Below are 18,281 nucleotides of genomic sequence, written 5' to 3' on the forward strand. Positions count from 1 at the left end.
ACTAATGGGACGCAGCTTTGAGTTACGTGAGGTCCAAGCGTTTGATCTTTCTCCTAGCACGTTCGCCGAATTCCCTTTCTTCCTCGACGAGGTCCTGTTTGCGGACGAGCGTAAGACCGCGACCCTAGAAAACATCAGGGCGAACTTCGGGGATACGTCTCGGGCCTTTATTAATTCCATAACCGCGCTGAACCGATGTTTGCCAGCCCTGGAGCACCAAAGCGAACTCAAGGTCGCATTCGAGCAATGGAACCGCTTCCTTTCGATTGCCTACGGCCATTTCGATAACTCACCCAAGCTGTTCCTCGTTCACACCTACCTTTCTGTTTTTGCAAAATTCATAGCCTATTCGGTCATTACGAAGGAGACGGCGACCGACGACAATACGATTCGTGACGTCCTTTCTGGCCGGATCTTCGACCGCCTGAACGTGGAACGCTTTGTAGAAGATGACTTCTTTCACTGGGTCGCTTCAGACGAGTTCCTAACGGCACTTCGCCCAATGTTCCGCGAGATAGGACGCCAGATCGACTCCTACGACTTTTCAGAAGTGCAGGAAGACATTCTCAAGGGTGTCTATCAAGAACTGATCGACCTCGAGACCCGTCACGCGCTTGGCGAGTACTATACTCCGGACTGGCTTTGCGAACGAGTGATGGAGGAGCTACCTCTCGAACGCACGTCATCCATCCTCGACCCCGCTTGCGGCAGCGGCTCTTTTCTGCGCGCAGGGATCGCGCGACTTCGGGAACAATACCCTGATCTCGGCGCTGAGAAGCTCGCCGAGCAAGTGGTGGGCATCGACATCCATCCACTGTCGGTTCTCATTGCGAAGACCACCGTCCTTTTGTCCCTCGGTGAGACTGTCCGCCGAGCTCGCCGCCCAGTGACGCTGCACATCTACCTTGCAAACAGTCTTCTCGTGCCGCGAGGGACGGCCGATCTGTTTGAGTCGACGTTCAATGTAACCGTCGACAACGGGTCCTATGCGATCGATACTCGTGGAGTGTCCGCGCCGGAAGCCTTCGATGCCCTAATCACTTTCTGTGATGAACTCGTCGACAGATACGGTGAGCTACTGTCGCGAGAGCGCTTCTTTCAGCTCGGCGCCTCCTTGTTCGACGACTCGCAATCGCGAGATCTTCCAAGTCAACTGTACGACATCTATAGCGCAATGTGGGGCGCAAATAACGAGGGCCGCGACAGCATTTGGAAGTTCATCCTACAGAACTCCTACAAGCCGATTTTCCTAATGGGCCGGTTCGACTTCGTTGTTGGTAACCCGCCGTGGTTGACATACGCGGGAGTGTCCAACGGTGACTACCAGAACCTGCTGAGGACGCTGTCAGATCACTATCGGGTAACGCCGGAAAATAGGGCAAATTTTCCACACCTTGAGATAGCAGCGATTTTCCTCGCCCACTCCGTCAACTACTTTATGAAGCGCAGCGGCAGATTAGCGTTCGTCCTGCCGCGGAGCTTCATGTCTGCCGATCAGCATGAGGCTACTCGCGCCGGGAACGTTGCAGGCCTTCGCCTATCCGCCGTTTGGGATCTTGATGGTGTCGCGCCGCTGTTTCGGGTGCCGTGTTGCGTCCTGTTCGCGCAGCACGGAAAGGAAGGGAAAGGCGAGAACGCCCTGCCGGAACTTGGTATTGATGGGTACTCTGTTTCAGGTCGCCTGCGTAAGGCGCAGGTTCATCTCTTGGAGGCGCGACGTAGCCTGACTTGGGAAAAGAAACGCTGGTTCTACTCGCGGCTACAAAGCACGAAGAAGCGTACAAAGTCGGCGATCACCGCGACCACAGGGGACTCGCTCGCTGGTGCAAACGCTTACACATCAAGTTTCACTCAGGGCGCCACAATCGTCCCTCGGAATTTCTTCTTCGTCGATATCGACCAGCGCGTCGACGCTGGCGAGGATTTGCGCGATCGTGTCCTTGCCCTCAAGACCTCTATTGCCGCAGAGCGTGAGGCGAAGAAGCCATGGAAGGGGCTGCAGATACAAGAGCGAGCCGAAAGCGCTCTATTTTTCCGCACTGCGATCTCTCGGAACATCGTTCCTTTCGCACTTATAGCGCCGCCTCTGGTCCTTTTGCCTGTAGTTGAATCCAATGGAAAATTCGAGGTGCTCGAAGCCGACTCCTTGCTGGCGAAGGGCTACCGATTTGCGAGTGCGTGGTTCAGACGAGCCGAAGACCTTTGGGAGTCCAACCGCACCGAACGCAATGGCGGAAATACGCTCAGTAGCTATCTCAATTGGCAGTCCAAGCTTACGGGCCAAAATCCTCGGGCTCGCTACCTCGTACTATACACTTCGTCCGCGACGGATGCGTCCGCTGCCGTAGTGGATCGCCAATCCTTCGACCATCCATTCATAGTAGACCACAAGGCATACTGGTGCGAGGTGAGAACGCAGAAGGAGGCCTTCTATCTCGCGTCTTTCATTAATTCTGGCTATGCCAACAGAGCTATCAAGCAATTTCAGTCTCGTGGGCTTTTTGGTCCCCGAGATATTCATAAAACCATTGTGAAGGTGCCGTTCCCCCGATTTAAGATAGGTGACCCGGATCACGACGAGCTCGCGCGGCTGGGACAAATTTGTGCGACTAGTTCCGACAAAGTAATCCTCGGAGAGGGGGGCACGGATCTGGAGCCGCGGGTGCTCGGACGTCTTCGATCAAAAATTCGAAACGACATTGCAACAGAACTGGATGCAATAGACGTGATCGTTGAAAAATTGTCACGCGGCCAGAGCAAGGTGAAGACCGGTGAAAAACGTCTCGACATGTCGCGGAAGCGCAAAGCCTCAAAGGGGCTTTTCGAATAGCCGCTGCAAGAATGGATTGGACGATCCGATGTCTTTACAGGAAATGAGCGCCAGATTTTGAGGCCGCGTCCGCATGTAGAATCCGATAGACCTGCATCCGCGAACAACCCAGTGCTTTCGCAATGTCGGACACACCCCCACCCGCGTCATGCATCTCGCAGACGCGTTTTTGATCGATCCTCGATTTACCTCCCTTGTAGATGCCTGCGCCCTTCGCTTTTCGGATGCCTTCGCGCTGTCGCTCTCTGATAAAGCGACGTTCCATTTGTGCAACCATGCCGAGGACCGTTAGCACAACGTGGCCCATCTCGCCGCGGGTCGAAACATGCGGGTCCAGTACGGTGACGAAGGCTTCTCTCTGCTCGCACTCATGGATCAAATTTAGAACGTCGCGAGTGTCTCGGCCGAGCCGATCGAGGCGGGTGACGACAAGCTCATCCCCCGGCCGTAGAAAGTCGATGATGGTTGCAAGCTCGGCCCGGCCGTCCCTGCTGGCGCCTGAGACCTTTTCCGCTCGGATGATGCTGCAGCCTTCAGTTTTCAGCTTGGCGATTTGCGTATCGAGATCTTGGTCGATCGTGCTGACGCGGGCGTACCCTATACGGCTCATTGGCTGTCACCTCAAGGTTTAGGCCGAAGGCTACACTGTCACAAATAGTCGATGTCAACTCCGATGTTACATCGCCCCAACCGGACCGTGTTACGTCACCTCAGGGCATACCCTGAAGTTTCGGTTCCCTGATCCACCTAGACGATCGTCCGGCTCACCTTGATGACATCAGCCGGAGGCACTTGGTGCCCTCTACAACCCGTGGGTAACCCCTGAAGGGAGCTAGCGTATTGCGGCAGGATAGCCGCAAGATATTAAGTTGGACGGGCGAATCATGGGGCATGGAAGACGATGGAAAATAGCAGCGACGACCGGGATTACGTCGACATCTGTATTATTGTCCCGCTTAGAGAGGAATTTAAGAGGCTGATTGCCCGCTTCCCGGTCAAAAGTGAAACAACTAAGGGTACAATTCTGGCCGTCGAGTTGGAAACGGGCGTCCCAACCGTGAAGGCCGTAGCGATACTTCAAGACGACATGGGAAAGGCTGCGGCAACAAGAGCTGCAGAATTCGCGGTTTCCAAATACAACATTGGGGTCTTTATTGTTGTTGGAATCGCCGGTGGAATATCGAACGATGTAGCTGTCGGTGACGTTTGCATCACCGGAAGTGTTATAGACGTTCTTGAGAACGCAAAGGTGAGTGATAAAGGTGGCGGCCTTTCGATGGAGCTGTCCTCAAATTTTTACAATACAAACCCGCGCCTTACATTTGCGATTACATATTTCTCGATCGGGAAAGACACCATCTCCGCATATGAAGACTGGCAACTCACTCGGTACTATGCTGCGCAGGCATTGATCTTTGGCGATTTTATTGGTCGCGGCTCAAAAAATGAAGTCATCGGGATGCCCGAATTGCACGACGGAAATATCGTATGCGGGTCAGTCTCAAAAAGCAGCATTTATAAATCGTTGATGAAAGGGCTAGACCGCAAGGTGTTGGCTGTCGAGACGGAGGCGGGTGGGGTTTTTCATGTCGCTGCCATGAATGAAATCCCGGCGATAGCCATTCGGGGTATATGCGATTACTCAGATGAGAACAAAAATCAACTCGAAACCCAAACTGGTGGGCATCTTCGGAGAATTGCTGCCGACAACGCAATTTCACTCTTGGCGGCTCAGCTAGGAAATAGAGTATTTGAGATTTTTCTTAATGAGCGTCGTCAATCTCGTATGAAATCTACTCAGCTTCACCTTGAGGCCGACGGCGCGCAACTGCCTAAGTTGCTGGATGCCATGCGCCTCGAAGCACATACGCAACTTGGTCACCTTTCACCGGAATATCGCGGAAAGCCAGAAGGTTATCGTCTCCCACTGCCTAGGGTCAGGGCGGGTGCGTCATCAGCCACTGTGTATGCCGGGATTAGAAAAACCGACCCTACCGACATGCTTGAAGCCATTACGCGCAACCGCATAACCATTATCGAGATTCCCAGAAATTATCCCGATAATAGTCTGCCGTGGATCATCGCTGCAGAGCTCGGCCGTATTGAATTGCACGGAAAGAAAACGGCTCCCATCGTAATAGACGGCGAGCGAATCAAACCTCCATCCGGCTCTATAGATAACGTCGTTGACGCCCGCTTCCGCGATGCGCTAGCCAAGCCTGAGATAAAGCCAATCTTTATATTGGATGGATTCCCGTCAAAATCGCGATCTAGAATAGCAGCCCTGAAAGAGGAAATCGGCAAACATCCTGATGCTCACTTCGTAATTCTAGAGGACCATGGCGCTTCGGTAGCCGGTGAGACGGATCTTGTGATAATGACCGGCGCCGTGAGGCATGAGATTTGTAATATTTCTTTTATCGAGATAGCTACTTTCATTCAGCAAAATTTTAAGATTCCAGAGCAGGAATCAGCAGTGATTGCGTATAGACTTCATCAGCTTTTTCGACGTTTTGAACTAAATGCCCATCCGAGTTATTTTGCTGGAGTCGCTGGGGAGGTTCTTAGCTCTCTGTTGAAGGCAAACAGGAGGGCGGAATTGCTTCAACTAGCGGTAGGCGGTTTTCTCAGCTTTGTGGTCGCGTCTGATACAGATGACGTCGTGTTGAGTCGTACTACTCGGGAGGCGTTTCTTCGTGCATTGGCCTTTGATATAAAGGTGAAGGTTCGTCGGTTCGACAGACAAAGCTTAGTGTCATTCATTACTGAGTTCTCTGAGAGAAAAGATTACGATATTGATCCCATAAAGTTCATTTCAGCGTTTCAGGAAAAGGGCATTATCGATTTTGTTGACGGGTCTGCGAAGATAACGCTCCCCTTTATCGAGTCATATTTATTGGCGACTGAGTTGCGTGAGAGGCCGGAAGATGCTCTTCGCTATTTTGACCCAAACAATGATGACTTCGATTTTAATACGTTCGACATCTATGCCGAGCTGGGTGCCGATCCGAAAGTGGTAGACAATATTGTGTCCGCACTGGTTTCGCAGGCCGGTCAGCTGAATGAAGAAACAAATGAAGAGCACATCCTGCTAACTAACGAGCTTCGGCCGCCTTATGTTGAGCGCCAAGCGCGCGTCCAAGTGCTTAAGGAGCGGCTTCAAAAGGCGTTCGAGGATGTCGGTAACAATCGTGCCAACAGCGGAGACAAGCAGCGCTTGCTCGATATTGCCAGCAGGGTGGAGGAAGAGGCAAAAGAAGATATCGAATTACTGAATGCCAGAGAGAGAGAAGGAAAAGAGGACGACGTTAAGACGAGGGACGGGTTCAGGGTTTGGGCGATTGCTACTACTCTTATAGGTTCCGGATCCGAGCGCATCGATAGAGAGCCAAAGAGGAAGCTCGCAGCAGGAATTGTCCAGATTACAACTGTGCTTCTGGACAGAATAATGCGCGAGTTTCCCGTTGCAAATTTCGATAAACTTCGAGATAAGATGAGGTCTAATGAGGTACTCAAGGCAATATTTAATGTGTCACCCGACGAGCAGCTAACGCCGGAGATACAAGAACTTGCTGAAACCCTAGTGGATTCTTATGAATTTTCTTTGCTCACCTACCCGCTTCGCCTGATGTTTGAGCACATCGGCGCGGCCGCAGGACAGAAGGTTCTGCGAGCTAGTCTTGCTAGCATCCAGCCCGACAGCGACATCGAGAACTTAGTCGCTAGAATTTGGGGCGCAGAGATCGACGCGGTTCGCGAGAAAAGCGCCTTGATCGCGGCCATTGCAAGACTCCCTCCGTTCCCTTTCTTGAGACTAGCGCTGTCTACCCACCTGCTTGCACGTGTTTTCTGGGACCATTGGGAGACACCGAACCGGCTGGCATTGCTGGATGCCGTAAATGAAACTCTCAAACCGTTGAGCCAAACGATCGACAAAGGCAAGGTTCAACGGCAGATAGAGAAGGACAAGGGCAACTCTGGCGAGTGAGGGCTAATTCGCTCTATAAGAGCGTAGCGATGTAGGCGTACCGTCCCTGTCCCCCGATGCCCGATCACACGTTTGATAGGACAGTCATGAACCCGGAGCCTTTCTCGCTCCGGGCTCGCAGGTGGCAGATACACTGTCTAGCGATCAAGCCTCCCCAACCTGACACTGAGATAGCGCGTCCTAAGTAGACCCTTTTGCGCGACATGAACGCTTCTGGCACGGGAGCCTTCATCCAAGGCGTCGAGTTCGACCAGCCGCTTCATGATCACGTGTTCAACGCACCAGTCGTCCCTGACAAGGGCCTGGAGCGCCTCAAGCTTGAGGTAGAGCCTGAGTCCGTCCTTCTCGAGACGACGAAAGCCCTCCGACGTCTTCGCGGTGTCCACCGGGGGTTCGCCTCTAACCAACAGGGGAAACCTATCGATGCTGTCGAGGAACAGGCCCCAAGCCTGTTCGTCGCGTTTAGAGGCCGAGACAAACTGGCAGAGGACCGAGTCGTACAGTCGGACCAGAGCTTTCCTAATGGTCGTGGATTTGACGGGGATAAGCCCCACCTGAGAAGCGAGGTCGCCTGCTGCGTAGAGTAGGCAAAAACATTCGGCGATGCGGTCATGGGCCCCGTCGTTCGGCTTATCGACAAACCTCATGAACTCGATCTTGCTTATCGCTCGGGAGAAATCGAGTCCGACGATCCGAATGGACGACAGGTACTTGATCCACGCCGGGAGTATCGTTCCGTGCTGCCTCTCGATCAGCGTCTTAAGCTCGGCGGCCAAGTTCGCCGAAGTCACTTCCGCGCGCTTGCGGTTGTAGATGCCACCCTCGCTGCGGTTCGGGACGGGGATATCTATCAACCTAACCGCGTCGCCTCCTTCGTAGTCCACGTTGCCATCTCGGAAGAGCTGCGACATGGGCTTTTCACTCGAAAGGAAGGGTATAGAGAAAGACGGAGTTTCAAAACCGGAAGTTGGACCGTCGCGGCCCTTCCCGCTCGCCGCATTGAAGACGGTCGTCTGCAGCTTCTCCACTGCCTGCCTACCTTTCTCGTTGGCCGCCTTCAGATCTCCGAACGGATTAACCAGCCCACCGAAGCTTGTAAGTCTGTTCATCAAGTGGACCGGCGGGGCATTGAAATTGAAGAGCGACCGCTCGCTAGCCTCCGTGAGGAGCGAATGGGCCAAGACCAGAGCGGTTGTTTTGCCCGTGGACGACTCGCCCGCAAAGTTCAGGCCGAATGACGACGACCGTCCTAGTCGGGACGCCATGCTAGGCAGCAGTGCAGCGACATAGGCGAGCACGAGAAAATCGGATTGCAACAGGAAACGGCGAATTTGGGAGAGGAATTCGTCTCGAGTGCCCTTTGCATGTCTCGGAACGACAAGGCTTCGATCGAGTCTGACGTTGGCAATGTCTGATCGCTTCCCGAAGACCCCAAAGGGACAAAGAAATGCGTCACCAACCCACCGGCCTGTTCGGACGACCCGTATCTCGCGCGAAGGCATTGCGCCGTCCAAAATCGCCGCACAGCGACTCTCCAAGTCAGGGGGAACAAGGACGCCCTTATCAAGCAAGGTGCGCTTCAACTTGGAAACCTCTGTGAAGGCGGAGCGCGCCACCACTATTTCTCCTACGCCATCCTTTTTCTGGACAGCGAGCGCGTAGGAGTAATTACCCGTCGCGTCGTCGATCTCGACGTGTTTGACTCTGAAGATGCCCTTCGCGCTTGGAGCGGTCGTATCATGCTTCTGAAGACGTGTGCCCTGTGCACCCATGTCGGAATTCCTTTCGATTACGTTGTGGTGATCGGCCGTGCACGGGGGCACAGCCATAGTCGAAGCGGCGTTTGGTTGATGTGTCGCGTGAGGTTGAGGAGCCCAATTTCCCTCGCGTAGTGTTGCTACGATTGCTCCGATCAAGTTCCCCACAACCTCGTTGGGAGGCCTCTTCTCGGCATCGGCAGGGTTGTTTGAGCCATCTTCCACTTGAGAGTTCGCCGACACCGATTTCACATTGGAGGTCAGTCGGAACCGTCCGTGGTCGTAACGCATCCCTACGAACGCCAATCGACCGGAAACCGGGTGAGGACCGAGGTTAGAGATGAGCTCGTGAAGCTCTCGCCGATTTGGAAATGCGCGCTTCTTTCGGGATGGCTCACCGTGATACGAGTACTTCCAGAATGGCTGCTTGACGGTGTAGGTCGCAGCGTTGCGGAAATCTTCCCAACCGGGTGGAACGGCCTCGACCCTAAGCGGCTGCCCCTTTGCGGATCTGTCGAGGTCAAACCCGCGAGCTGCCTGCTTTATCTGAGGCTCAGACGGCCCGCTGATCATGAAGTGCAGATGAAACGGCTTGCCGGTCGCTTCGTTATCGATTGTGCGCCAGACCGTCTCGATCGCACCGATCAGCATGAAATTCGGGACCTTCAAGTGGCGGAGGCGTCGGACGAACGCTTTGATTTCTAGATTGTCTCTCAGACGACCAAAGGCTCGCATGTCTCCGGGCTTTTTCGTCCAGCCGCGGATGTAGGCCGTGACGAAGAACCACTTTCGCTCATGCAGTGCCTCTTGATGCAGGAACTCTACGAACCGCATTCGAAGGGCACGGATGCACAGGGGGCACAGGCCCGAATTGCAACGTTTCTTCGTGCTGCATTTTTCCGCGAGATAGTGCTTAGTGGTTGGAGCGGCGCCCAATGCCGCGCGACGGTATTTCCGGCAGGTAGCAACCGACTCGAACTTGGGTGGCAGGATGTTCTGTGCCTGTGCCCCGTGCACCTTCGAAGGACGCGCGTTCATTCCGCACCTCCTTTGTCGGAAGTGCTACTGCGGGAACCTGAGGCAGCAAATGCCTTTAGTTCCGCAAAGTCATAGACCACGCGGCTGCCGATTTTGAGGAAGCCGGGACCCGTTCCTTTCACGCGCCAGTTGGCAAGCGTCTTGACGCTGACTTTTAGAAAACGCGCAGCCTGCGAAGGCGTCCGAAGGTCACCTTCGTTCGCATTCCTCCTTCGCTTTTTACGAACGGGGAGCGGTGGAGGGAGGGGGAAATGGCCCCTTTTCGCAAACCACAGATAGAGTTGAACAAATGTCCGCTCGGTACTTCGCTGTCTCATAGATGCCCTCGGAATGCAGGACAGCGATGAGAATGCGGGGCGCAATCCGACCACCGTCCTTGTTGGCAAGGATGGTTGGTCAGAGCGAAGCGCCTAAGCGACAGGGGTAGTCCAAAGTACCCAGACCTCGGATAACCGAGATCGCCCTCTGACTAAGATGGCTTAGGCCCTTGGACGGCCGCCATTCTTTTTCTTGGCTCATCAACTAGTAGGTGGAGATCACCGTTACAAGGGCCGCGATGATCGGCGAGCGATTTTTGTTCTCACCCATCCGGCCAAGCTGTTGCTATTTTGTAGCTAGTCGGCGGTTTTGTGGGCTGTATTCTACAGATTAAACACTGAAATTATAGTTTAAAATCAAAGTGGTGGGCGATGACGGGCTCGAACCGCCGACATCTTCGGTGTAAACGAAGCGCTCTACCAACTGAGCTAATCGCCCGCTCCGGCGCGGACCTTTAAGCGGTCAAGACAGGCTTCGCAAGGCCAAATGAACAGGCGGCCCCCTCGCCATCGGCTGGTTTTGACAACAAAATCCCGCTTGTCAAAAAACCTTCTCCTGTTTGCTGTTATGCTGTCCGGGTGCGCTTGACACTCGGTGGCGAACCCCTTATCCACCGCCCCAACGACGAACACGGCTGACACGTGCTCGTCCATGCGCGGGTGTAGCTCAGTTGGTTAGAGTGCCGGCCTGTCACGCCGGAGGTCGCGGGTTCGAGCCCCGTCACTCGCGCCATTTCTCTTCAAGGGTCACGATCCTTGGTGCCGGAGAAATGTCGACGTTGATGTCAAAAATCTGTTCTTGCACAGGCAAACTGAGGCGCTCCGAATGCCGGCCATTGCCGTCGGTCTTCTGACGTTGTCGATTTCCTGCCGCGCTTCCTTGACGACTGACTTCGAATCATTGGTGGCTCTGTGCAAATGGGGTGCCGCGGCGGTAAGCTGACTATTCTGGTGAAACGCCACTTGCATATCCGCCGATAGATCGCTTGATTCATCGTCGGACAATAGGCCTGCTATAGAATGTCTGAGCTGGAAGGAGGACTTGCAATGTCAATCGCCCCAAACGTTTCGATGCGCATGGTGTTCACATTGATCTGCCTGGTCGGACTGACAATGATCGCTTCCGCTCTCTTTCCCAATACAGCCTCGGCCGATCGGCTTCAGCGATGCGCGCGCGAGGGCGGCATTTGCCGGCTGCCTTATCCCTCCGAAGTGGTGTTCGGCGTTCAGGGTCGCAGCACCTCCCGCTTTTTCGACCGCGACGCAGTGCCGTGCTCAACTCGTGTCTTTGGTGACCCGGCGCCCGGCCGGCAAAAGGCGTGTTTCATCGTGCTGCGCGATCGCGACGACTCCGATGGCGGCTACGACGAGCCTCGCCGTGACGAATGGGTCGCCTGTGCCCGTGAAGGCGAATATTGTGATTTCCGGGGCCGCAAGGTGGTGAGGTACGGGGGGCGCGGCCGGTTCACGCAAGACGTATTCAGGAACGGTGTCCAATGCGACAACGATTCATTCGGTGACGATCCCGCACCCGGCGCCCACAAGCGCTGCTACGTCAGGCAGTAGTTGGTCATCTCCGGGTCACTCGGGACCCTTGGCAGTTGCGCGTGTGGAAGCAGCGCCTTCCTGACGCGTTCGATGCCTATCAAGCCTGTCAGCCAGCAAGGGTCATGCTGGCCTGTCACGCCGGAGGTCGCGGGCTCGAGCCCCGCTCGCACCATCTCCCTCGATGGCTTCCGATCCCCGTTTGTAAATCAGGCGGACGACGAGGCCGATGTATCCAAGCTGAAGAACAAACATTGCAAGAACAGCCCAGCCGAGCGCCTTCCAGACGGACCCGGTTTCGATCTCGGCCCAGATCGCAACGATGAACGACGTTGCGAACATGCCCACCAAAAATTGCGGAAAATACATAATGGCCCAGCACCCATGTTTCGGCGATTCAGGCGGCTTTCAAATCGGCAGTTAAAGAGCCCGCCGCTTCATTTTGCGAAGCGGCGGGCCCCGTTCGCCGGGAGCGATGGATGCCCCCGGCATTGCTGACAGTGCAATTGCGGTGCCAGACATGACGACCCATTACGGGACACCTATGCCAATGGCGCAAGACCGGATTGCTGATTAACATTACCTGTTGCTAATATGATACCCCAAGCACGAGCGCCTCGGAAGTCTGAATGCCGGCCTGACAATTTCAGGATTTATAGGTATCGCGCCATCTCGGGCCGGGTTGAAACGAGCCGCCTGATCATCTCTCTTCTCGCCGAGGCGCCCTTGGAATCACCGTTTTTTGCCAGGTCGATGGACTGGCCTGCCAGCGTGTGCGCCGCACTGCGCAGATACAGGATCGAGCCCGGGCGCGGCGGCACCGCTGCATGGAAAATGGCAGGAAGAGCAACAGCTGCGGCAAGCGCGACGAGACCGTAGATCCATCCCTCAAAATACCAGATGCCGCTGACCGCCCCGACCAGTTCGACGAAGCAGATACCCATCAAGCCTGTCAGCCAGTCGGGGGTCATTCTGGCCTGAATTGGACGCCTGGTCTGAGCCATGCTGCGCCATTTTGGCCGCCGTTTTGGCAAGCGTCGAGACGAATGACAGGCATTTGCCCGCAAGCAATGCCCCCAAGGCCAGGGCCACCCAGAGCATCGAAGTTCCTCCTTGCGCGCCAATCATGCCGAAAACAATTTCGCGCCTGCTTCTACCCCTTCGCCAGCAGCGCCTCGACCTCCTGCAGCGTCGGCATGGACGGCGCCGTGCCCGGCCGCGTCACCGAAATGCCGGCGACGGCGCAAGCGAAGCGCATCGCCTGCAACGGCTCCACTCCTTTGGCGAGCGCCGCGGCCAGGCCGCCATTGAAAGCGTCGCCCGCCCCTGTCGTCTCGACCACCGGCCCGGCATTGACCACGGGAACATGGTCGGAACGGTTTTTCGTGTGCAGCAATGCGCCCTTGTCGCCGAGCGTGACGATGACAGCGCCGACGCCCTTTCCGAGCAGGCTGTCGGCGGCGCGGCGGGCGTCGTCGATGGAGGACACCTTGATGCCGGTCAGTTCCTCGGCTTCGGTCTCGTTGGGCGTGACATAGTCGCAAAGCGCGTAGATGCGATCGGGCAGCATCGCCGCAGGCGCCGGGTTGAGGATGGTGGTCACCCCTGCCCCACGCGCGATCTCCAGCGCCCGCAGCGCTGCCTCGATCGGCTGCTCGAACTGGGTGACGAAGACGCCTGCCGAACCGATCAGGCCGGCATGAGCGTCGATATCGGCGGGTGAAATCAGCATCGCCGCACCGGGGCTGACGATGATGGCGTTGTTGCCGGTTGCCTCCTCGACAAAGATGTAGGCCGCACCGGTGTAGCTCTCGGGCGTGTCGATGACGGCGCTCTTCACCCCGGCCTGCGCCCAGGTCTGCCTCGCCATATCGGCGAAGGCATCGACGCCGAGCCGCGTGAGGAAGGTAACGTCGGCGCCAAGCTTGCCGGCCGCCACCGCCTGGTTCGACCCCTTGCCGCCGGGGCCGAGCTTGAAGGAGTTGCCGAGAATGGTCTCACCCATACGTGGCTGGCGATCGGCGCGATATGCGGTGTCGGCGACGAAGACGCCGAGGATAACGACAGGCTTGCCTTCTGCCATGGTGCTACTCCGCGTCCGGCGGGACGACGCCCTTGCGGAAGGCGAAGCAGCCATAGAAGCGGCGCTCGCCGGTCTGGATGACGCAATAGGCCTTCTTTGAGCGTTCGTAGAAGGCGTAGCGCTCGACCGAGATCATCGGCCAAGCCTTGCCCTCGGCCTTGTCGATCTCTCTTTGCACTTCCTTCTGCACGGGCGGAATTTCATCCGGCTTGCCGACGATCTCCATGCGGGCGGCCGCATCGTCGACGAACGTATCCAGCGGATAGAGCGACAGCACGGCCTTGACCACATCCGCCGCCGACGCGTCGATGCGCAGCAGCTTGCCGAGCACGGTCTGGCGCGCCACCGCATCGGCGGGGAAATTGGTATCGGCGATGATCAAATCGTCGCCGTGTCCCATTGCCCGTAGGGCCTGCAGCACATCGGCATTGAGCAACGGGTTGATCCCTTTGAGCATTTATTCCTCCCGAACGAATTTTGGGTGTGAAATCAGAGCCGGTTGCCAGTCTCTGCGTCGAAGAGATGCACCTGGTCAAGCCGCGGCTTCAGATGCAGCGTGTCGCCCGGCTTGAAGTCGTGGCGCTCGCGAAACAGCGCCACCATCTCGCCCTCGCCGAAGCGCAGGAAGACCAGCGTTTCGGAACCTGTGGGTTCGACCACCGAGATTTTGGCGGCAACACCGTCAGGGTGGATTTCGAGATGCTCGGGCCGCACGCCATAGACGACATTGCGGCCGTTCTCCACGGTGCTGTTTGCCGCAATCGGGAACGGCGTACCGGCGATCTCGACAACCGGCTTGTCGCCCTTCTTCACGACGCCCTTGAGCAGGTTCATCGACGGCGAGCCGATGAAGCCGGCAACAAACAGATTGGCCGGCCGGTCAAACAATTCCAGCGGCGCGCCGACCTGCTCGATACGGCCATCGCGCATCACCACGATCTTGTCGGCCATGGTCATGGCCTCGATCTGGTCGTGGGTGACATAGATCGTAGTGGTCTTCAGCCGCTGGTGCAGTTCCTTGATCTCGGTGCGCATCTGCACGCGCAGCTTGGCGTCGAGGTTGGAGAGCGGCTCGTCGAACAGGAACACTTGCGGGTTGCGCACGATGGCGCGGCCCATGGCGACGCGCTGGCGCTGGCCGCCCGAGAGCTGGCGCGGATAACGCTTGAGATAGGGGTTGAGGTCGAGGATGTCGGCGGCGCGCTTGACCCGTTCCGCAACCACGGCCGGATCGGTTTTGCGCAGCTTGAGCGCAAAGGCCATGTTCTGCTCCACGGTCTTGTGCGGATAGAGCGCGTAGTTCTGGAACACCATGGCGATATCGCGCTTGGCCGGCGGCAGATGGTTGACGACACGGTCGCCGATGGCGATCGTTCCGCCGGATATGGTTTCCAGCCCCGCCACCATCCTGAGCAGCGTGGACTTGCCGCACCCAGACGGGCCGACCAGCACCACGAACTGCCCGTCGGCGATATCGACACTGACATCGTGCAGGACCTTGACGGTTCCGAACGCCTTGGCCACATTGGTGATCGCGACTTGAGCCATCGTCCCCTCTATCGTTTTCGGTGAAGCTAGCCATTGCCAACGATTAGGGCAAGCCAGTATCTTATAGATAAAAACCCATCCTTGTTGACAAGGTAATCGATTACGCGAATAGTGCGAGTGCCAATCCGACAGCCGGCCCTTTTTCCGGTCAACGGAACTCCTGGCGACGCAGGGTGGGGTCCCACGTCCCCATATGATATAGGAGAACCGCGGACGTTTCGGCGTCTGAGATTGGCATATCAAATCCATGTCTGGTCAATTCACGACTGTTGTTCTGGGAGGAATGGTAGATGAGAGTCGGTCTTTACGAAAAATTGGTCCGCGCGGGAGCAACCCGACGCGACATACTCAAGGGAGCGGCCAGCATGGCCGCGCTCTCGGCGGCATCGGGCGCCGGCCTCGGCGCATTGACGCGTCCGGCTTTCGCCGATGATCTGCGCGCGCAGATCCTGCAAGTCCCGGGTGTCGGCAAGGGTCAACCGACCGATGCCGACTTCCAGAAGGTCGGTGAGATGTGCCTTGGCGCCACCAAGGCCAGTGTCAAGCCAGGCGAGTTCGCCGGTGTCGAGCTCACCTTCATGGGTCTCAACAACCAGAACCTGCACAATGTGCTGTACCGCGGCTTCCTGAAGGCGTGGGAAGACTACACGGGCGCCAAGTTCACCTGGATCGATCTGGCGCAGGCCGACTACGGCGCGCGCCTGCAGCAGTCGATCGCCACCGGCACCGTCGACTTCGACGTCATCGAGATGGGTGCGCCGTTCGAAGGCGACGTCTGCGGCAAGGGGCTGGCCTCCGAGATGCCGGACTGGGTCAAGAAGCAAATCGAAATGGACGACCTGGTCAACTATCTCAAGCCGCCTGTCGGTACATGGGACGGCAAGCAGTATCGCGTGACCGTCGACGGCGATGCGCACAACTTCAACTATCGCACCGATGTTTTCTCCGACAAAGGTCTCGCCGACGCCTGGAAAGCCGCCGGCAATGCAACGCCGTGGGGCGTGCCGACCACCTGGCAGCAGGTGCAGGCCGTGACCAAATTCCTGAAAGGCCAGAAATTCAACGGCCAGGACGTCTACGGTTATCTCGACGCGCCCAAGGCGTGGGGCGGTTTCGGCTTCTATTTCCTTGGCAGCCGCGCCACCGCCTATGCCAAGCACCCGGACGACAAGGCCTGGCTGTTCGACGCCGACACGATGAAGCCGCGCATCAACAATCCGGCCTGGGTGCGTGCCATCCAGGACGTGATCGACGCGCTGCCTTTCGAACCGGCCGACCAGATCAACGCCGATCCCAACACCACAGGCTTCAGCCAGTTCCTCGCCGGTACCGGCTCGATGATCCCGTGGTGGGGCGACATCGGCTCCAACGCCAAGACCAACGATTCTTCGGTTATCGGCGACACCGTCGGCTTCTCGATCCTGCCCGGCTCGGACGATGTCTACAACTCCAAGACCGGCAAGTGGGATACGCTGGCCAGCGGCCCGAACTTCTCGCCGAACTGCGCTTATCTCGGCTGGGGCGTTTATGTCATGGCCCGCGTCGATAGCGACGAAAAGAAGAAAAAGGCGGCCTGGTCGGCAGCAGCCCATCTCGGCGGCAAGGACCTGTCGCTTTGGTGCGCGGCGTATCCGTCAGGCTTCCAGCCCTACCGCAACAGCCATTTCAACATTCCGGAATGGGTGGCGGCCGGCTACGACGAGGCGTTCATCACCTCGTATCTCAAGTCGGAAGCCGACAGTTACAACCATCCGAACGCGGCGATCGAGCCACGCATTCCCGGCATCTTCCAGTATTACAGCGCCGCCGAGGACATTCTGGCCAACACCTTCGCGGGCAAGATGAAGGCGCAGGAAGGCGCCGACGCCATCGCCGCCGCCTGGGAGAAGCTGACCGACCAGCTCGGCCGCGAGAACCAGATCAAGCTCTACAAGGCCTCGCTTGGCGTGTAGGCTGATCGTATAGTGAACAAGGGTCCGGCGGTGCAAAGCCGTCGGACCTGACCGGCCAGGCCGGTCGAAGGGCCTTCTTATGAATGGACGAGACGCGTGGCTGACCAGACCTTGCCCACCAATGCATGGCCGGCAAACGCCGTTCCATCCGACCTGATAGCGCCAGGCCGCAAGCGGCTCGGCCGGACGTTGATGGCCGTTGCGACGCTCGGTCTCTTGGCAATCATCGCAGTCCAGATCCTGTACAAGACTGAAGTCGACGCCATTGGCTTCGAGACCTGGCGGCCGGTCGTCTATGCCTACATGCTTTGGGGCGTGGCAATCGGCATCGGCCAGGTGCTGACGCGCGGCGAAGACGGCCAGCGCGCGCTGTTCCTGCTGCCGGCACTGCTGTTCACCATCGCCATGGTGATCTTTCCGACGCTGTTCGGCTTCTACATCGCGCTGACCGACTGGAACCTCAGTTCCATCACCGGCCGGAAATTCAATGGGCTCGACAATTTCTGGCAGATGCTGTCCGACCCGTACTACCGCAACGCGCTGTTCAACATGGTGCTCTACGTGCTTGCCGTGCTGGTCGAATATGCGATCGCCTTTGGCCTGGCGCTGCTGCTCAACGCGCAGATCCGGGCACGCAAATTCTTCCGCGTCGTCTTCCTGATGCCGTTGATGCTGTCGCCGGTCGCGGTATCGTGGATGGTCGGCAAATCGATCATGGAATATCGCTTCGGGCCGGCCGCGACGCTGGCACGCACTCTCGGCTGGGAAAACCCGGCCTTCTTCTCGGACCCGATCACCGCCCGCATCTCGATCATGGTTCTCGATGCCTGGACCTTCATCCCGTTCATGATGATCATGCTGCTCGCCGGCCTGCAGGCGATGTCGCGCGAGGTGCTCGAGGCCGCGCGTGTCGACGGCGCCACCGCCTGGCAGACCTTCTGGCAGGTCACTTTCCCGCTGATGCTGCCGGTATCGGTGACGGCGGTCATCCTGCGCATCATCTTCAAGCTGAAGCTGGCCGACATCATCATCACCGTCACTTCGGGCGGCCCGGGCGGCGCGACCGATTCCGTCTCCAGCTTCATCTACCGCGAGTACCGCGACCGCTCGAATGTCGGCTACGGCACCATGCTGGCGATGGCCTATCTCGTAATCATCGTCGTGTTCGTGACGTGGCTGTTGAAATTCGCCAACCGCTTCGTGCGCAACGTCAACTAGGGCCG

At 57.3% G+C, this 18,281-nt stretch carries 13 protein-coding genes and 2 tRNA genes; 6 read left to right on the forward strand and 9 right to left on the reverse strand.

The annotated features are described in order from the left end of the window. The first annotated feature begins 4 nt into the window (after positions 1–4). On the forward strand, positions 5–2,830 hold the full coding sequence (locus AC1DXN_RS07605) for an N-6 DNA methylase (RefSeq protein ID WP_477269289.1): 2,826 nt from the start codon (positions 5–7) through the stop codon (positions 2,828–2,830). 34 nt (positions 2,831–2,864) lie between these two features. On the opposite strand, the gene AC1DXN_RS07610 is transcribed toward AC1DXN_RS07605, so the two are convergent. Continuing rightward, a complete protein-coding gene (locus AC1DXN_RS07610) occupies positions 2,865–3,440 on the reverse strand; it encodes a recombinase family protein (protein WP_477269287.1) in 576 nt (191 codons plus the stop codon). A gap of 291 nt (positions 3,441–3,731) precedes the next feature. On the opposite strand from AC1DXN_RS07610, the gene AC1DXN_RS07615 reads away from it, so the two are divergent. After that, the gene (locus AC1DXN_RS07615) at positions 3,732–6,818 is read left to right on the forward strand and encodes a phosphorylase family protein (RefSeq protein ID WP_477269285.1); all 3,087 of its coding nucleotides are present in this window, start codon (positions 3,732–3,734) and stop codon (positions 6,816–6,818) included. Between the two features lie 137 nt (positions 6,819–6,955). Here AC1DXN_RS07615 and AC1DXN_RS07620 read toward each other — a convergent pair whose 3' ends face one another. The 3 genes from AC1DXN_RS07620 to AC1DXN_RS07630 form a co-directional block, all read right to left on the reverse strand. Further along, positions 6,956–9,613: a DUF927 domain-containing protein gene (locus AC1DXN_RS07620; RefSeq protein WP_477269283.1), complete on the reverse strand. Its 2,658-nt coding sequence runs from the start codon at positions 9,611–9,613 to the stop codon at positions 6,956–6,958. Continuing rightward, positions 9,610–9,930 (reverse strand): helix-turn-helix domain-containing protein, encoded by a 321-nt coding sequence (locus tag AC1DXN_RS07625; protein WP_477269281.1) that lies wholly within the window; start codon positions 9,928–9,930, stop codon positions 9,610–9,612. The genes AC1DXN_RS07620 and AC1DXN_RS07625 overlap by 4 nt, the downstream gene beginning before the upstream one ends. 363 nt (positions 9,931–10,293) lie before the next feature. Next, a tRNA-Val gene (locus tag AC1DXN_RS07630) sits at positions 10,294–10,369 on the reverse strand. A 217-nt stretch (positions 10,370–10,586) separates the two neighbouring features. On the opposite strand from AC1DXN_RS07630, the gene AC1DXN_RS07635 reads away from it, so the two are divergent. Both AC1DXN_RS07635 and AC1DXN_RS07640 read left to right on the forward strand, forming a co-directional pair. Further along, positions 10,587–10,663: transfer RNA gene (locus AC1DXN_RS07635), tRNA-Asp, on the forward strand. 314 nt (positions 10,664–10,977) lie between these two features. After that, positions 10,978–11,496: a hypothetical protein gene (locus AC1DXN_RS07640; protein ID WP_477243117.1), complete on the forward strand. Its 519-nt coding sequence runs from the start codon at positions 10,978–10,980 to the stop codon at positions 11,494–11,496. A 102-nt stretch (positions 11,497–11,598) separates the two neighbouring features. Here the strand turns inward: AC1DXN_RS07640 and AC1DXN_RS07645 are convergent, their stop codons facing one another. From AC1DXN_RS07645 to AC1DXN_RS07665, 5 genes are all read right to left on the reverse strand, one after another. Further along, the gene (locus tag AC1DXN_RS07645) at positions 11,599–11,844 is read right to left on the reverse strand and encodes a hypothetical protein (RefSeq protein ID WP_477242898.1); all 246 of its coding nucleotides are present in this window, start codon (positions 11,842–11,844) and stop codon (positions 11,599–11,601) included. Positions 11,845–12,128: 284 nt separating this feature from the next. Then, positions 12,129–12,446: a hypothetical protein gene (locus AC1DXN_RS07650; RefSeq protein ID WP_477242897.1), complete on the reverse strand. Its 318-nt coding sequence runs from the start codon at positions 12,444–12,446 to the stop codon at positions 12,129–12,131. A 182-nt stretch (positions 12,447–12,628) separates the two neighbouring features. After that, the gene (gene rbsK / locus AC1DXN_RS07655; RefSeq protein ID WP_477242896.1) at positions 12,629–13,558 is read right to left on the reverse strand and encodes a ribokinase; all 930 of its coding nucleotides are present in this window, start codon (positions 13,556–13,558) and stop codon (positions 12,629–12,631) included. A gap of 4 nt (positions 13,559–13,562) precedes the next feature. Continuing rightward, positions 13,563–14,015: an RbsD/FucU family protein gene (locus AC1DXN_RS07660; protein WP_477269279.1), complete on the reverse strand. Its 453-nt coding sequence runs from the start codon at positions 14,013–14,015 to the stop codon at positions 13,563–13,565. Positions 14,016–14,047: 32 nt separating this feature from the next. Further along, positions 14,048–15,106: an ABC transporter ATP-binding protein gene (locus tag AC1DXN_RS07665; RefSeq protein WP_477269277.1), complete on the reverse strand. Its 1,059-nt coding sequence runs from the start codon at positions 15,104–15,106 to the stop codon at positions 14,048–14,050. Positions 15,107–15,396: 290 nt separating this feature from the next. On the opposite strand from AC1DXN_RS07665, the gene AC1DXN_RS07670 reads away from it, so the two are divergent. Beyond that, the gene (locus AC1DXN_RS07670) at positions 15,397–17,058 is read left to right on the forward strand and encodes an ABC transporter substrate-binding protein (protein WP_477269275.1); all 1,662 of its coding nucleotides are present in this window, start codon (positions 15,397–15,399) and stop codon (positions 17,056–17,058) included. Between the two features lie 96 nt (positions 17,059–17,154). After that, the gene (locus AC1DXN_RS07675) at positions 17,155–18,276 is read left to right on the forward strand and encodes a carbohydrate ABC transporter permease (RefSeq protein WP_477242892.1); all 1,122 of its coding nucleotides are present in this window, start codon (positions 17,155–17,157) and stop codon (positions 18,274–18,276) included. Positions 18,277–18,281 lie beyond the last annotated feature (5 nt).

This window comes from Mesorhizobium sp. P2_H9 (assembly GCF_056403215.1).

Excerpts from the sequence above, each read along its gene's own strand:
- AC1DXN_RS07660 (WP_477269279.1), bottom strand. The coding sequence starts at position 14,015 with ATGCTCAAAGGGATCAACCCGTTGCTCAATGCCGATGTGCTGCAGGCC.
- rbsK (WP_477242896.1), bottom strand. The coding sequence starts at position 13,558 with ATGGCAGAAGGCAAGCCTGTCGTTATCCTCGGCGTCTTCGTCGCCGAC.
- AC1DXN_RS07670 (WP_477269275.1), top strand. The coding sequence starts at position 15,397 with ATGAGAGTCGGTCTTTACGAAAAATTGGTCCGCGCGGGAGCAACCCGA.
- AC1DXN_RS07625 (WP_477269281.1), bottom strand. The coding sequence starts at position 9,930 with ATGAGACAGCGAAGTACCGAGCGGACATTTGTTCAACTCTATCTGTGG.
- AC1DXN_RS07605 (WP_477269289.1), top strand. The coding sequence starts at position 5 with ATGGGACGCAGCTTTGAGTTACGTGAGGTCCAAGCGTTTGATCTTTCT.
- AC1DXN_RS07615 (WP_477269285.1), top strand. The coding sequence starts at position 3,732 with ATGGAAAATAGCAGCGACGACCGGGATTACGTCGACATCTGTATTATT.
- AC1DXN_RS07645 (WP_477242898.1), bottom strand. The coding sequence starts at position 11,844 with ATGTATTTTCCGCAATTTTTGGTGGGCATGTTCGCAACGTCGTTCATC.
- AC1DXN_RS07610 (WP_477269287.1), bottom strand. The coding sequence starts at position 3,440 with ATGAGCCGTATAGGGTACGCCCGCGTCAGCACGATCGACCAAGATCTC.
- AC1DXN_RS07620 (WP_477269283.1), bottom strand. The coding sequence starts at position 9,613 with ATGAACGCGCGTCCTTCGAAGGTGCACGGGGCACAGGCACAGAACATC.
- AC1DXN_RS07650 (WP_477242897.1), bottom strand. The coding sequence starts at position 12,446 with ATGACCCCCGACTGGCTGACAGGCTTGATGGGTATCTGCTTCGTCGAA.
- AC1DXN_RS07640 (WP_477243117.1), top strand. The coding sequence starts at position 10,978 with ATGTCAATCGCCCCAAACGTTTCGATGCGCATGGTGTTCACATTGATC.
- AC1DXN_RS07665 (WP_477269277.1), bottom strand. The coding sequence starts at position 15,106 with ATGGCTCAAGTCGCGATCACCAATGTGGCCAAGGCGTTCGGAACCGTC.